10 protein-coding genes are annotated in these 14,232 nt (G+C 61.5%); 8 read left to right on the top strand and 2 right to left on the bottom strand.

What is annotated here, in order from left to right:
- Window positions 1-309: 309 nt before the first annotated feature.
- Window positions 310-2,700, bottom strand: a complete 2,391-nt coding sequence (locus H663_RS35330; protein ID WP_053172287.1) for a penicillin-binding protein 1A — start codon at window positions 2,698-2,700, stop codon at window positions 310-312.
- A 188-nt stretch (window positions 2,701-2,888) separates the two neighbouring features.
- On the opposite strand from H663_RS35330, the gene pilM reads away from it, so the two are divergent.
- The 6 genes from pilM (at window position 2,889) to aroB (ending at window position 9,085) form a co-directional block, all read left to right on the top strand.
- Entirely contained in the window at window positions 2,889-3,635 is a 747-nt protein-coding gene (pilM, locus tag H663_RS35325; RefSeq protein WP_053172285.1) for a pilus assembly protein PilM, read from the top strand.
- Window positions 3,632-4,282 carry a hypothetical protein gene (locus H663_RS35320; RefSeq protein ID WP_053172282.1) on the top strand — a complete coding sequence of 217 codons (651 nt, stop codon included), beginning with the start codon at window positions 3,632-3,634 and terminating at the stop codon, window positions 4,280-4,282. Before pilM ends, H663_RS35320 begins: the two co-directional genes overlap by 4 nt.
- Entirely contained in the window at window positions 4,279-5,340 is a 1,062-nt protein-coding gene (locus tag H663_RS35315) for a hypothetical protein (RefSeq protein WP_053172280.1), read from the top strand. Before H663_RS35320 ends, H663_RS35315 begins: the two co-directional genes overlap by 4 nt.
- The gene (locus tag H663_RS35310) at window positions 5,340-6,776 is read left to right on the top strand and encodes a type IV pilus secretin PilQ (protein ID WP_053172278.1); all 1,437 of its coding nucleotides are present in this window, start codon (window positions 5,340-5,342) and stop codon (window positions 6,774-6,776) included. The genes H663_RS35315 and H663_RS35310 overlap by 1 nt, the downstream gene beginning before the upstream one ends.
- Before the next feature lie 93 nt (window positions 6,777-6,869).
- On the top strand, window positions 6,870-7,400 hold the full coding sequence (locus H663_RS35305; RefSeq protein ID WP_053172276.1) for a shikimate kinase: 531 nt from the start codon (window positions 6,870-6,872) through the stop codon (window positions 7,398-7,400).
- A 572-nt stretch (window positions 7,401-7,972) separates the two neighbouring features.
- Window positions 7,973-9,085, top strand: a complete 1,113-nt coding sequence (gene aroB / locus H663_RS35300; RefSeq protein WP_053172274.1) for a 3-dehydroquinate synthase — start codon at window positions 7,973-7,975, stop codon at window positions 9,083-9,085.
- Between the two features lie 78 nt (window positions 9,086-9,163).
- Here aroB and H663_RS35295 read toward each other — a convergent pair whose 3' ends face one another.
- Window positions 9,164-11,323 (bottom strand): hypothetical protein, encoded by a 2,160-nt coding sequence (locus H663_RS35295; protein ID WP_133240042.1) that lies wholly within the window; start codon window positions 11,321-11,323, stop codon window positions 9,164-9,166.
- A 194-nt stretch (window positions 11,324-11,517) separates the two neighbouring features.
- On the opposite strand from H663_RS35295, the gene H663_RS35290 reads away from it, so the two are divergent.
- Together H663_RS35290 and H663_RS35285 are read left to right on the top strand one after the other, a co-directional pair.
- The gene (locus H663_RS35290; RefSeq protein WP_053172269.1) at window positions 11,518-12,660 is read left to right on the top strand and encodes a deoxyguanosinetriphosphate triphosphohydrolase; all 1,143 of its coding nucleotides are present in this window, start codon (window positions 11,518-11,520) and stop codon (window positions 12,658-12,660) included.
- Between the two features lie 220 nt (window positions 12,661-12,880).
- On the top strand, window positions 12,881-14,092 hold the full coding sequence (locus tag H663_RS35285; protein WP_053172268.1) for an MFS transporter: 1,212 nt from the start codon (window positions 12,881-12,883) through the stop codon (window positions 14,090-14,092).
- Window positions 14,093-14,232: the final 140 nt, after the last annotated feature.

Here is a 14,232-nt window from a genome sequence, read left to right as displayed (position 1 = left end):
TGCCGAAGCGCACAAACGTCGGACTCTGCGAGTGCCGACCTACGGCAACAGCCGCAACCGTTAAAGCCCGATAGACGTATTTGTAGGTCGGTGGTCGAAGACCCCGACATGGGCCTTTGCCGAAGCGCACAAACGTCGGACTCTGCGAGTGCCGACCTACGGCAACAGCCGCAACCGTTAAAGCCCGATGGGTGTATTTGTAGGTCGGTGGTCGAAGACCCCGACATGGGCCTGTGCAGAAGCCTGCAACGTCGGACTCTGCGAGTGCCGACCTACGGGCATTTGTAGGTCGGCGGCAACAGCGTCGACTCAATTTCGGAACAGGTCGAGGATCTTGCTTTTTTCTTCGCCGGGTGGCACTGGGGCAGGGGCTTTGGCGGTGCCGTCGTTGCCTGTGCCCAAGTTGCTGATGCCGCCGCCTTTGGCGAACTCGTCAAACATCCAGTCGCCGTTCACGTTGATCACGCCTTCGGGCACGGGCGGCTCGGACACAGGCGCACCGCGCAGCGCCGTTTCCATGAAGCTGATCCAGACCGGCAGACTCAAGCCTCCTCCGGTTTCGCGGTCACCCAGTTTGCGTGGGGTGTCGTAGCCCATCCAGACCACAGCCGCCAGGCGCGGCTGGTAGCCTGCAAACCAGGCATCCATCGAGTCGTTGGTGGTGCCGGTTTTGCCATACACATCGGGCCTGCGCAGCATGGCCTGCGCCCGCGCTGCGGTGCCGGAGCGGGTGACCTCCTGAAGCAGGCTGCTCATGACAAAGGCGTTGCGCTCGGGCAAGGTGCGCTGCTCTTCGGGCATTTGCGTGGGCACAGGGCTGTCCACCAGCACCCGGTCCTTGAAGTCGCTGATGCGGGTGATCAGGTGCGGTTGCATGCGGTAGCCGCCGTTGGCAAACACCGAATAAGCCGTGGCCATCTGCATGGGCGTGACCGAGCCTGCGCCCAGCGCCATGGTCAGGTAGGCGGGATGTTTGTCTTCGTCAAAGCCAAAGCGGGTGATCCACTCTTGCGCATTGCGGGCACCCACCGACTGCAGCACGCGAATCGACACCATGTTTTTCGACTTGGCCAGGCCGCGGCGCAGCGACATGGGGCCATCAAAGGTGCCGTCGTAGTTTTTAGGCTCCCAAGGCTGGCCGCCGGTCACGCCTGCATCAAAAAACAAGGGGGCGTCGTTGACCACGGTGGCCGGGGTGAAGCCTTTTTCGAGGGCTGCCGAATAAATGAAGGGTTTGAAGCTCGAACCCGGCTGGCGCCAGGCCTGTGTGACGTGGTTGAACTTGTTTTTGGCATAGTCAAAGCCGCCGACCAAGGCTCTGATGGCGCCGGTCTGCGGCGTGATGGCCACAAAAGCGCCTTCCACTTCGGGCAGTTGCGTGACCATCCACAGGCCTTTGGGGTTTTGGGTGATGCGGATCACCGCGCCTTTGCGCAGCTGTTTGGCTGGGGGGGCTTTTTCAGACAAGCCCGACTGCACAGGCTTGAGGCCATCGCCGGTGATGCTGATCTGCTCTCCGTTCTGGCGCACCACCACCACTTTGCGCGGGGAGGCTTCGAGCACAACGGCCGACATCACATCGCCGTTGTCGGGGTGGTCTTCCAGCGCATCGTCGATGGCGTCTTCCATCTTCTTGGGGTCTGAGGGCAAATCGACGAACTTTTCTGGCCCCCGGTAAATCTGGCGACTTTCGAAGTCCATGATGCCTTGGCGCAGGGCCTTGTATGCGGCCATTTGTTCGGTGGATTGCACCGTGGTGTAGACGTTCAGGCCCCGGGTGTAGGTGTCCTGGCCATACTGGGCAAACACCATCTGACGCACGGTTTCGGCCACGTATTCAGCGTGCAGGGTGCGTTTGTCACCGGCGCTGCGCAGGGTGAGCGGCTCGGCTTTGGCGGCCACGGCTTGTTCTGCGGTGATGTAGTTGAAGCTCTCCATGCGCTCGATGATGTAGAGCTGGCGCGAACGTGCACGTTTGGGGTTGACGATCGGGTTGTAGGCCGAGGGTGCCTTGGGCAGCCCGGCCAGCATGGCCGCTTCGGCGATGCTGATGTCCTTGAGCGGTTTGCCAAAATAAGCCTCGGCAGCCGAGGCAAAACCATAAGACCGGTTGCCCAGATAAATCTGGTTCATGTAGACCTCCAGAATCTGGTCCTTGGTCAGCATTTGTTCGAGCTTGTAGGTCAGCAAAATCTCATAAATCTTGCGGGTGAAGGTTTTCTCGGAAGACAGGTACACATTGCGTGCCACCTGCATGGTGATGGTCGATGCCCCTTGGCTTTTGGCACGCCCGATGTTGGCCAAACCGGCGCGCAACAGGCCGATGTAGTCCAGGCCGCCGTGCTGGTAAAAGCGGTTGTCCTCGATGGACAGCACCGCATTTTTCATGACCTGGGGGATGTCCTTGATGGGCGTGAGGTTGCGGCGCTCTTCGCCAAATTCGCCCATCAACACGCCATCGGCGGTGTAGATGCGCAGCGGCAATTTGGGTTTGTAGTCGGCCAGGTCCGAAATGTCGGGCAAATTGGGGTAGGCCACCACCATGGCCACGCCCACCACCAGAAAGATGGAGGCCAGGCACGCCCCCACGATGCCCATGGTCCACAGGGCCAATTTCACCAGCCAGGAGGGCACCCGGGATGGACTGGCCGCGTCGCTGGGGCGCTGCTTTTCAGAAGAGGGGGTGTCTTTGGAGGGCATAGATGGCGGAGGTGGGGGTGGCTTGCAGGATACAAGGCACCCCACATTATAAAAATGCTCAGCCTCTCAGGTGGGGCTTGGAAAATTCACAAATAACTATTTGGTATTCAAAAATATTGTTTGGACGCTTTATTCATGTTACAAAACATCTCTCAGAGGGCCTGTAAGGCCTCAAGCAAGGGGGCAACATGAACGGCTTGATTCGGTGGTGGCAACGCATCGGTGCGCGGCCGACGCGCTTGGGGTGGGGGCTGGCGCAGCAAGGCCCCGCTTGGGCGCTGTTGGGCCTGCAACGCCAAAGCGAGCATCTGGCCAGAGTCCAGAGTACTCAAACCCTGCAACCCACGCCCGCACAGGCGCATCATGACAAGGTGTGGCTCAGCCAGGCTTTGAGGCAAATGGGTTCAGCCCAAGTTGGCGTGGAAAAGCGCTTGAACATGGCGCTGCCATTGGTGGATCTGGCCTTGGGGGAGATCGAATTTCCGGTGCAGTTGCCCGAGGACGACTGGCTGGCCGAAGTGCAACTGGAGGCCGCACAAGCCTTGGGGCTGGAGCCCGATGAGGTCAATTTTGATTTTCAACCCGAAGAGACCTCGCGGGCGTTGGTGCGTCGGGTGCAATGGGTCGCATGTGCCAAGTCGCACATTGCCGATTTCAAAAAGTGCACACAGGCTGCAGGTTGGCATCTGGCCACCGTCGAGCCTGAACTGCATGCCGCTCGGCGGGCCGCGAACGCCCTGCAAGGCGGATTGCCCAGTTTGCTGACCCAGCCGGTGCTGGATTGGCAGTTTCGTTTGCCCGGACCCCATAACGGGCCCCACATCACAGCAGCTGCAGGGCTGGCCACTGGAGACGCCGCCTTGCTGCAAGCCATGGCCTCGCCCATGGGGGCGCGTTTGGTCGCGGCAGGATTAGCCTTGAAGGCGTGGTCATGAGCGGCGCATTCAATTTGCTGCATTACCCCAACTTGGCGCAGCAGCAAAGACGGCGGCACCGCTGGGTCACGGGTTTACTCGGTTGTGCTCTGGGCGCCGTGCTGGCTTGGGGTTGGTTGTGGTGGCAGGCGGCCAAAACCCAGGCCCTCCTGACCGAGCAAAGCCAACTGCAAAGTCGCCTGGCCGAGCGCACACAGCGCCTCAAAATGCTGGACACCCAACGCGCACAGTTGCAGCAGCAACGTTTGCAGCGCCAGCAACTGAGCCAAATTGCACAGCATCAGCAAACCTGGGATGTCTGGCACCAGGCCTTGCTGGCCGAGGCGCAACGAAGCAACTTGCGGCTGGAGCGCTTGCAGGCCGAAGGCGACAAGCTGGAGCTGCAAGGCTTTGCGCCCAGCGTGACCTCCATGACGGCGGCGCGCCAGCAACTGGCCGAGCATTCGGGCCAAGCGGTGAATTTGGCCAGTCTCACGGCCTCAAACACTTCGGGCGAGTCGGACAGCGCCCGGTCCGCTCAGGTGTCGTTTGTCTGGCAAGTGGCCTGGACTTCCGTTGAGCCACGTGCCGAAGCTTCGGGCCAAGCCCCTGCCACAACGGCTGCGGCCCCGGCAGCCTCAGCCGTGGCGTCCAAGGGGGGACGATGAACATCGGCAAACTGTCACGCCTGTGGGACACAGGCGCTGTGGATGTGTCCACCACTTGGGCGAACTGGCAAAAACAAGCCCTGCTCATGCTGCGCCCCTGGGTCTGGGGACTGGGCAGTGCGGTGCTGGGGGCGTGTGCTGTGGTGCTTGTGCATCTGGATGTCACAGACGCCTACACCCAGGCAGATGAAGCGGTGGAGCGTTTGCGCCAGCAAACGGTGGCCTTGGCCCCGCCCCAGCCCTTGAAAGCTGAAGATGCCGAACACGCTCAGCGTGACGCCCTGGCACGCCTGCCCGGCCAGGCCCAGCCCAGCCGCATCTGGCTGGATTTGCAACAGGCACTGAGCCAGCAGGGCCTGCGCGTCATGGCCTTGCGCCCTGTGAGTCCGCAGGTGCAGCGCATGGCACCAGGGCGCGCCAGCCCTGCCGCCAGCACCGCACCGACCGTGCCCAGTCAGGCTGTGGCCCTGCGTGTGATCGGGCCATTTGTGCGCTGGGCGCAAGCCTGGGCCGCTTTCACGCAGGCGGGGCCGGTGTGGACCATCGACCGCATCAGCATCGTGGCGCAAGCTGACAGCCAGGACGTGCAGATCGATGCCGTGCTGCGGGTGTGGATGCGCCCGGGGGAGAGCACCTGGCAAGCCTGGCCAGGGCACGACGGCCCAGTGGATGGTCCACTGGACGGTGCCCGTGCACTGCCACGCCAGGTCGCAGCGCAGGCTGTGCCACTGTTTGCGCAGCCTGCACCGGCGCTGGCACAGCCCGGTGCTGCAGGTTCAGGGTCCGGCGCGACATCGCAGCCCACTGCAACCACAACCCCCGACCTGCCCGAAGACCCCGAACGCTGGCCACTGGCGCGCGTGCGCCTGGCCGGGGTGTGGCAACAAGGAGCCGATCGGCAGGCCGTGCTGGTGGCCGGTCCGCACTGGGCGCGTGTGCGACCTGGTCAGCGCGTCACGCTCGAAGGCCATCGGGTGCAGGCCATCACGAGCGAGGGCGTGACCCTGCGGGCGGCGCGTGGGCCGGTCCATGTTTTGCATTGGGAGGGCGGCAAATGATGAACAACAAACGTGGCTGGACAGCCGTGGCCTGTTGCTGGGGGCTGTGTGTGGCGGCGCAAAATGGGGTCAGTCCGGCACCCGCCTCGGCCCTTACTCCGGCGTCCAGGGCTGTGGCGTTTCCGGTGGAGTGGCCCGCGTCCACCGACCACCGCCCCATCAGTCTGAATTTTCAAAACATCGACTTGCGCGCCTTGCTGCAAGTGTTTGCCGAGTTTGCCGGGCTCAATCTGGTGCTGACCGACAACGTCAGTGGCCCCGTCACGGTGCGTTTGAACGAGGTGCCCTGGCCCCAGGCGCTGGACATCGTGCTGCAATCCAAAGGCCTGACTTCGCGCCAGGAAGGGCGTGTGCTGTGGGTGGCCCCGCAAGGCGAATGGGCGCTGCGCGAGAAAAAGCAGCGCGATGCGCAGGCCGCCCTGGACGCCGTCAGCCCCTTGAGCATGTGGTCGCAGCGCCTGCAATACGCCCGGGCCAGTGAAGTCGCGCAGCGCCTGCAAGGTGGTGGCACCACTGGCGTGGTCGGTGGTGGTCGCTGGCTCAGTCCCCGGGGCACGGTGCTGGCCGAGCCGCGCACCAACCAGCTGTTCATTGCCGACTTGCCCGCTCGCCTGGCCGAGATCCAGCAGATGATCGCCCTGCTCGATGTGCCCGTGCGGCAAGTCCTGATCGAGGCACGCATCGTTGAGGCCGACGACCAGTTTGGCCAATCGCTGGGCGTGCGCCTGGGGGCGGGCCTGGCCGTGCCCCTGAAAGTGCAGGGCAACAGCCAAACCCTGAGCATGGGCGCCACCAACCAGAGCGCAGCGGCGGGCGTGGCCAGCGGCAACCAGGTGAATTTGCCCTCAGGCAGCGCGGGCCAAACCGTCAGCGCCCCGGCCACCTTTGCTGTTTCGCTGTTCAACGCGGCGGCAGACCGGTTCATCAACGTCGAACTCTCGGCACTGGAGGCGGCAGGTCTTGGCAAAGTGGTCTCGCGCCCCCGGGTCGTCACCGCCGACCAGACCAAGGCCCTGATCGAGCAGGGCACCGAATTGCCCTACCAAACATCGGCAGGCATTGGCGTGACCGCCATCTCGTTTCGCAAAGCCAACCTCAAACTCGAAGTCACGCCCCAAATCACCCCTGATGGCTCGGTGGTGCTCGAAGTCGATGTGAACCGCGACAGCGTGGGCCAAATCACCCCGGCGGGCTACGCCATCAACACCAAACACGTGAAAACCCAGGTGCGCGTGGAAGACGGCGGCACCGCCGTGCTGGGCGGCATTTTTGAGGAAACCCGGCGCAACGACGAAGCCAAGGTGCCGGGTTTGGGCGATGTGCCGGGCCTGGGCTGGCTCTTCAAAAACCGCGACCAAACCCAGCGCAAAAGTGAACTGCTGATCTTCCTCACACCTCGGGTGGTGGCCGACGCACCGGCCAGCTTGCCGCAGTAAAGAGCGGGCAAAGCGGGTCGAATACACTTGCCCACTTCAAACGGCCCGCCCTTTTTTGTCCGGTGCGGGCCGACTACTTCGTGTGAGACTTCCTTGAGCATCATCTTCGTGGGCCTTCCAGGCTCAGGCAAAACCACCATTGGCCGCCAACTGGCGCGCCGTCTGGGCCTGCCTTTTGTGGACTCCGACCATGTGATTGAAGAGCGTTTGGGCTGTTCAATCCGGGAATACTTCGCGCGCGAAGGCGAGGACAATTTCCGTGATGTCGAGCAACAGGTGCTGGACGACCTGACCCAAACCCACGAAGGCGTCATCGCCACTGGCGGCGGCGCGGTATTGAGACCCGCCAACCGCCAACACCTGCACGAACGCGGTCACGTCATCTATCTGCGCTCTACCCCCGAAGACGTCTACCGCCGCGTGCGCCACGACACCGCACGCCCCCTGCTGCAAGTGGACGACCCCATGGCCCGCCTGCGCGCACTGTATGGCACCCGCGACCCGCTCTACCGCGAAGCCGCCCACTTCGTGATTGAAACCGGCCGCCCCTCCGTGGCCACCCTGGTCAACATGATCACCATGCAACTGGAACTGGCCGGTCTCCTGCCCACCAAGTCTTCGTAAGCGGGCAAGTCATCTTCGTAGGTCGGCGGTCGAAGACCCCGACATGCTGCCTGCGTCAAAGGCTGAAAACGTCGGACTCTTCGAGTACCGACCTACGGGTCAGCCAAAGCCATGCGCTTCCCGAAAACGTGGGGGGATGGCACCGCCCCGTAGGTCGGCGGTCGAAGACCCCGACGTTGTGCCTTCGCCGAAGGCAGTAAACGTCGGACTCTGCGAGTGCCGACCTACGGTGCAGCCAAAGCCATGCGCTTCCCGATAACGTGGGGGGATGGCACCGCCCCGTAGGTCGGCGGTCGAAGACCCCGACATGGTGCCTGCGCCGAAGGCTGAAAACGTCTGACTCTGCGAGTGCCGACCTACGGGGCAGCCAAAGCCATGCGCTTCCCGAAAACGTGGGGGGATGGCACCGCCCCGTAGGTCGGTGGTCAAAGACCCCGACGTTGTGCCTTCGCCGAAGGCTGAAAACGTCGGACTCTGCGAGTACCGACCTGCGGGACAGCCCTGTCATCTTCGTAGGTCGGTGGCTTCAGCCCCGACGAGAAGGCTGTGTCAAAGCCCTACACTTACGCCCTATGTCCGAGCACCCCATTTCCATTGAGCAGGTCGCCATTTCGCTGGATGACCGCAGTTATGACATCCAGATTGGCCAAGGCCTGTTGAGTCGACCCGACACCTGGGCCGGTTTGCCCAAGGCGCAAACAGCCATGATCGTCACCAACGACACTGTGGCGCCCCTTTACGAAGCCCAGCTGCGCAGCGCCATCAGCCCGCATTACAAGCAAGTCCACACCGTGGTGCTGCCCGACGGCGAGGCGTACAAAGACTGGCAAACCCTGAACCTGATTTTTGACGCCCTGCTGGGCAAAGGCTGCGACCGCAAAACGGTGTTGTTTGCCTTGGGCGGCGGCGTGATCGGCGACATGACCGGCTTCGCGGCCGCCAGCTACATGCGCGGCGTGCCCTTTGTGCAGGTGCCGACCACGCTGCTGTCGCAAGTCGACTCCTCGGTAGGCGGCAAAACCGCCATCAACCACCCCCTGGGCAAAAACATGATCGGCGCGTTCTACCAGCCAGTGCGGGTGATTTGCGACCTGAACACCCTCGGCACCTTGCCCCCGCGTGAGTTGAGCGCGGGCTTGGCCGAAGTCATCAAATACGGCCCGATTGCCGACATGGCGTTTCTGGACTGGATCGAGGCGAACATCGATGCGCTCATGGCTCAAGACCCGAAGGCCCTGGCCCATGCCGTCAAGCGCAGCTGCGAAATCAAGGCCTGGGTAGTCGGACAAGACGAGCGCGAAGCGGGCTTGCGCGCCATCCTCAACTTTGGCCACACCTTTGGACACGCCATCGAGGCGGGTCTGGGCTTTGGCGTTTGGCTGCACGGTGAGGCGGTGGGCTGCGGCATGGTCATGGCGGCCGAGCTGTCGCAGCGCCTGGGCAAGGTCGATGCCGCTTTTGTGACCCGACTCAAAGCCCTCATCGAGCGCACAGGCCTGCCCGTGCGCGGCCCCATCATCGACGCTGCCGACAACGCCGGGCATTACATCGAACACATGCGCCTCGATAAAAAAGCCGTGGGCGGCGACATCCAGTTCGTCATCATCGACGGCCCCGGCCAAGCCACCGTGTGCGGCGCACCCGACGCCATGGTGCGCGACGTGATCAACGCCTGCTGCGGCTGAGGGTTGGCGCATCGGGCAAGAAAAAACCCACCGGGCTTGTGGCCTGGTGGGTTGTTTAGACCTGTTCAGCGGGTGAGATCAGGGGGCTGCGCGGCCAGTGTGGAAGCTGTATTGGCTGAGCATCAAGCCACTCTCTGTCACTTGGCGAATGCCCACTTCGCGGTAACCTGAAGTGCTGGTGAATGTGGGGACTTTTGCATAGTTACAGGCTTGACCATTGCCTTTATATTCTGCTGAAGCAGTCAAGTTCAGGCTGGTGTCACCTGATTTGGTGACAGCTCGGCCCATATTCATGCGTCCCAAATCGCCTGAGCCAAAGATGTAGCCATTGACAACGATGGGTGCAGTTGCGTTCGGCAGTGCCCAGCTGAATTGTCCATTGTTCAGTTCAGCTGCTTTGGCTGTGTTGTTGGGGTTGAGGTAATCCAACGCATCTTGGTTCAAAGTGGCCCAGGCTTGTTTTTTCCCTTCAGTGGCTGCAAGGGGGCGGGTGATGATGCGCGATCTGAATGTGGCCGCAACATTGGGACCGACTGCGTTGGTGAAGACTTCCCAGTTGTAGACCGCAAATTCAGGGATGGTGGACAAGTCGACTCTGTTTTGTGCCGTGTTGTTTCCAGTACTGGTCGATGGGCTTCCGAGGGAATTCAGTCCGCGGTATTGATTGAAGAACTCAGTGGTAGTGCCTTTGTAAGCAGATCCGAAATTGGCAACGTCAAGTACCCAGCTGTTGGTGGCAGAACTGGTGGGCAAACTGGAACTGTTGGGTGCCGGCAGCGATCCGTTGTTGCTGTAAAAAGCCAGGTAGTCATTTGTGCCACATGCGCTGGATCGGCTCAGCACAATGCCACTGGCTGGCAAGCCCGGTCCTTTGACACGTACGGCATAGACATCGTATCCATTCGGGCCTGATTGGTTGAAGCTGAAGCTCAAGCGGCTTGTGTAGGCGTCAAATTTCCCGACGTTCTTACCACTGTCAAGGCTGTTGATGTAGGTCGATGGAATGGTCCACCCGTTGGTACTCAAGTCGTTTTGGCGGAACAGTCTGACGCCAACACTGGCATCGTAGTCACGTTGATTGCCAACGATTTTCCAAACGTCGCCAATTTTTTGAGCGGTTTCAAAATAGACTTTGCCGCCGCTTGGGGAGGCGCTTGCCAAGCGAACAATCGCTTTTTTGCCATCGTCGAGGAAGAGCAAAAATTCGGGTGTCAACAATTTGGAGTCTGCAGGAATTTCGTTCAAAAGTCGGTATCCCCACAACTGCTGCAAGCTGTAGCCAAAGGCTTTGTAATTGTTGGTGTCAAAGCCGGTCACGTTGGCGCATGCGCCCAAGAACGTGTAACTACCATTGTTTTGACTCACCCGGGCCGCAGGTGCGAGTGCCAAACAGGCATTAGCCTCTGCCTGGAAGGCATCAAGGCCTTTCAGGTCATCTGTAGCGACCGTGGGTTTAGGCAAAGCGGTCACTGTGCCTGTCGTGGTTCCTTTGAGTGTGATGGTTGCAGGGGCGGTGTTGCTGCCCGTGTCGCTGGCGGGCACACGCGCATTCGTCAACGACACGCCTTGATCGCTCACACCCACCTTGATGGTGTCGAGCAGCAAGTCAGCTTCATTGTCCCGATCAGCCTTGAAGCTGGTGGTCATGGGGTCAAAAGTCGCAGGCAATTTGGCAGCGCTCAGCACTTCAGCAAGTGCCGTTTGCAAGTTCTTCAAAGCCGCAGTCAGCTTGGCTGGGTCCACGTTCTTGAGTGTGTTCTTATCCGCAAATTCATTGGGGTTGGCACCATCGCTGGAAACCATGCTGACCAGAGCATGGGTCAGAGGTGTGACGTTGGCAACGCCGGTGTCACCCGCTTTGGGGGCTGTCATCACCAAAGAGGAATATTCCTTGACCGAGTCGCCCGATGGCATGCTGGCTTTGATCAAGAAGGGGGCGGTCAAGCCCGTCACAGTCAACGTGTAGTTGCCCGTGCTGTCGGCAGTTGCAGTTTTGGTTGTGCCCGCTGCATCCATGAGTGTGATGCTGGCACCCGCCATAGGCGCACCGTAGGCGGCTGTGCCGGTCAGTAGCGATTGGGCCTGAGTGCTTGAAGATCCGTTTGAAGTGTTATTTGAAGCGTTGTTGTCCCCGGTGGCTGTTGGGCTACTGCCCCCCCCACAGGCAACCAAACAGGCACAGGCCAGAGCGGTCAGACCATGTTGCACGGTCAATATGGATTTTTGTTTGTTGCGCATGTTCATCTCCAGGTGGTGGTTAATTTTTGAATATTTAGATACTCAAAAATTAAGTATATATAAATTTTTTGTCAATTAAAGGCGTCAAAAAATATGTAATGAGACTTGAATAAGTGCGCACCTATGCGAAGGGTGCCCTTCAATGGCTTGGAAAAGGGCTTGCAGTATGCTCAAGCGCTGACCTTGCCCCTTTCATGACCACTACTGCCTTGCATTTCCTGGCCTGCGACCCCGCCCAAACCCGTGGCCGCCGTCACGCCGAGCCGCCTGCCCCCACGCGCAATGCCTTTCAGCGCGACCGCGACCGCATCGTGCATTCCACGGCGTTTCGGCGGCTGGTTTATAAGACGCAGGTGTTTTTGAACCACGAGGGCGATCTGTTCCGCACGCGGCTCACGCATTCGCTGGAGGTGGCGCAGCTGGGCCGATCCATTGCCCGGGCGCTGGGCCTGAACGAAGATTTGGTCGAGGCCGTGGCGCTGGCGCATGACCTGGGCCACACGCCCTTTGGGCATGCCGGGCAAGACGCGCTGAACGAGTGCATGGCTGCGCACGGCGGTTTTGAGCACAACCTGCAAAGCCTGCGTGTGGTGGACCAGCTTGAGGAACGTTACCCCGCGTTTGATGGCCTGAACCTGAGTTTTGAAACCCGTGAGGGCGTGCTCAAGCATTGTTCTCGGGCCAATGCCGAGCATCTGGAGCGGGCCGAGCCGGGCGGGGTGGGGCGGCGTTTCATCGACCGCACCCAGCCAAGCCTGGAGGCGCAGTTGTGCAATCTGGCCGATGCGATTGCCTACAACGCGCATGACATTGACGATGGGGTGCGTTCCGGTCTGATCAGCATGGGGCAGTTGCAGGAGGTGGCGCTGTTTGCCCACTACCACCAGCAGACCTTGAACGAGCACCCCGTCCTGTCTGAAAAGCCGCGCCGACTGCTGTACGAAACCATTCGCCGCATGCTGAGCGATCAGGTGTATGACGTGATCGACACCACCCGCCAGGCGGTGGCGCGTGCAGGGGTTCAGTCGGCCGACGAGGTCCGGCTGGCGGGCCCTTTGGTGGCTTTCAGCGCCGACATGAAAGCCCGCACGGCGGAACTCAAGAAGTTTTTGTTTGCGAGTCTGTACCGCCATCCGCAGGTCATGCAAACCACCGGCCAGGCCCAGCAGGCCGTGCGCGAGCTGTTTGCGGCTTATGTGGCACGCCCTGCAGAAATGCCCGCCGACTTTGCAGCAGGGGCCGACTTGCACCGCGCCGTGGCCGACTACATCGCTGGCATGACCGACCGCTTTGCCCTGCGCGAACACGAACGCCTGACGGGGCGCAAGCTCTTGTGAACCTGTTTTTGTGCCTTCTTGTAGGTCGGTGGCTTCAGCCCCGACGCTGCGCGCTCCGGCTCAGGCCTTTGTTGGGGCTGAAGCAACCGAGCTACAGTTTTGTAGGTCGGTGGTCGAAGACCCCGACGCTGCTTGCTTGTGCGGTAGCGTTTGCACAAGCGTTGGTGGTATGTCCAGCCCATGTCGGACTCTGCGAGTGCCGACCTACAGGATTATTCGCATGAAGGCTGCAAAACACTCGGCTTGGCTGGTCGTTTTAGCCGGTGGCGTGGCCGCCTTACAAGTGGGCAAGCTGCCCCCGGCCTTGCCTGCCTTGCAGGCTGAGCTGGGCCTGACGCTGGTGCAGTCGGGCTTTCTTTTGTCCATCGTGCAGCTGGCCGGCCTGAGTCTGGCGGTGTTCATGGGCTTGCTGGCCGATGGCATGGGGCTCAAGCGCAGCATGGTGCGCGGCCTGTGCCTGCTGGCGCTGGCCAGTGGTTTGGGCGGTTTCGCCACCTCGGTGACGGCTTTGCTGGTGTTGCGGGCGATTGAAGGGCTGGGATTTTTGCTGGTGGCCCTGCCTGCGCCTGCCCTGATCCGCCGCTTGGTGCCGCCTGCGAAATTGCCCGGCATGCTGGGCGTGTGGGGTGCCTACATGCCCACGGGCACGGCGCTGGCCTTGTTGCTGGGGCCGCTGTTCATCCCGGCCTGGGGCTGGGGGGCCTGGTGGTGGTTGTTTTCTGGGGTGTCAATGGCGATGGCGCTGTGGCTGTTGCGGGCGGTGCCATCCGATCCTCCCCATGCGGTGGCCACTGCCGGGCAAGGCTCCTGGAGCCGCCTGCGCCGCACCCTGAGCGTACCCGGCCCCTGGCTGGTGGCGCTGACTTTTGGCATGTATTCAGGCCAGTGGCTGGCGGTGGTGGGCTTTTTGCCGTCGATTTACGCCGCTGCGGGCGTGAGCGGGGCGCTTTTGGGTGTGCTCACGGCCTTGGCTGCGGCGGTGAACATCTTGGGCAATATGGCATCGGGCCGCCTGCTGCAACGCGGCTGGGCACCGCGCTCGACCTTGTGGCTGGGTTTTGGCGCGATGGCGCTGGGCAGCACCGTGGCCTTTGCACCCTTCACCGAAAGCCTGCCTTGGCTGCGCTTTGCCGGGGTGCTGCTGTTTTCGGGTGTGGGCGGCTTGGTGCCGGGCACGCTGTTCAGCCTGGCGGTGCGTCTGGCCCCGGGCGAGCAGCAAGTGGCCACCACCGTGGGCTGGGTGCAGCAGTTGTCTGCTTTGGGCCAATTTGCGGGGCCGCCCGTGGTGGCTGCTGTGGCGGCGCGTGCAGGCGGCTGGCAACTCACGCCGCTGGTCACGGTGGGGTGTTGTGTGGTGGGGGCGGGGTTGGCTTGGATGGCTGGGCGGGAGTTGGCGCGGCGGTCTGGCTTGCAAAACAATCCTGCAAGTTAATACAGGTGGTGCCCGTTAAGCTGATAAATTTCAACCCTGACAAATAGCGTCAGGCTGTTTTTTCATCAACCCCAATTGATCTTTGGACTGCATAGACCAACTGGTCTGAGATTTTGGCAAGTTGATGCTGACCCAAGTGA

It is taken from the genome of Limnohabitans planktonicus II-D5, assembly GCF_001270065.2.
GTDB classification, from domain to species: domain Bacteria; phylum Pseudomonadota; class Gammaproteobacteria; order Burkholderiales; family Burkholderiaceae_C; genus Limnohabitans_A; species Limnohabitans_A planktonicus.
The sequence above is the reverse complement of the archived record's forward strand: the minus strand, read 5'-3'. Positions and strand labels throughout refer to the sequence as shown.

What these genes read in the sequence shown, in the direction of transcription:
- H663_RS35330 (WP_053172287.1), bottom strand. Translation starts at nt 2,700, where the DNA reads ATGCCCTCCAAAGACACCCCCTCTTCTGAAAAGCAGCGCCCCAGCGAC.
- pilM (WP_053172285.1), top strand. Translation starts at nt 2,889, where the DNA reads ATGAACGGCTTGATTCGGTGGTGGCAACGCATCGGTGCGCGGCCGACG.
- H663_RS35320 (WP_053172282.1), top strand. Translation starts at nt 3,632, where the DNA reads ATGAGCGGCGCATTCAATTTGCTGCATTACCCCAACTTGGCGCAGCAG.
- H663_RS35315 (WP_053172280.1), top strand. Translation starts at nt 4,279, where the DNA reads ATGAACATCGGCAAACTGTCACGCCTGTGGGACACAGGCGCTGTGGAT.
- H663_RS35310 (WP_053172278.1), top strand. Translation starts at nt 5,340, where the DNA reads ATGAACAACAAACGTGGCTGGACAGCCGTGGCCTGTTGCTGGGGGCTG.
- aroB (WP_053172274.1), top strand. Translation starts at nt 7,973, where the DNA reads ATGTCCGAGCACCCCATTTCCATTGAGCAGGTCGCCATTTCGCTGGAT.
- H663_RS35295 (WP_133240042.1), bottom strand. Translation starts at nt 11,323, where the DNA reads ATGCGCAACAAACAAAAATCCATATTGACCGTGCAACATGGTCTGACC.
- H663_RS35290 (WP_053172269.1), top strand. Translation starts at nt 11,518, where the DNA reads ATGACCACTACTGCCTTGCATTTCCTGGCCTGCGACCCCGCCCAAACC.
- H663_RS35285 (WP_053172268.1), top strand. Translation starts at nt 12,881, where the DNA reads ATGAAGGCTGCAAAACACTCGGCTTGGCTGGTCGTTTTAGCCGGTGGC.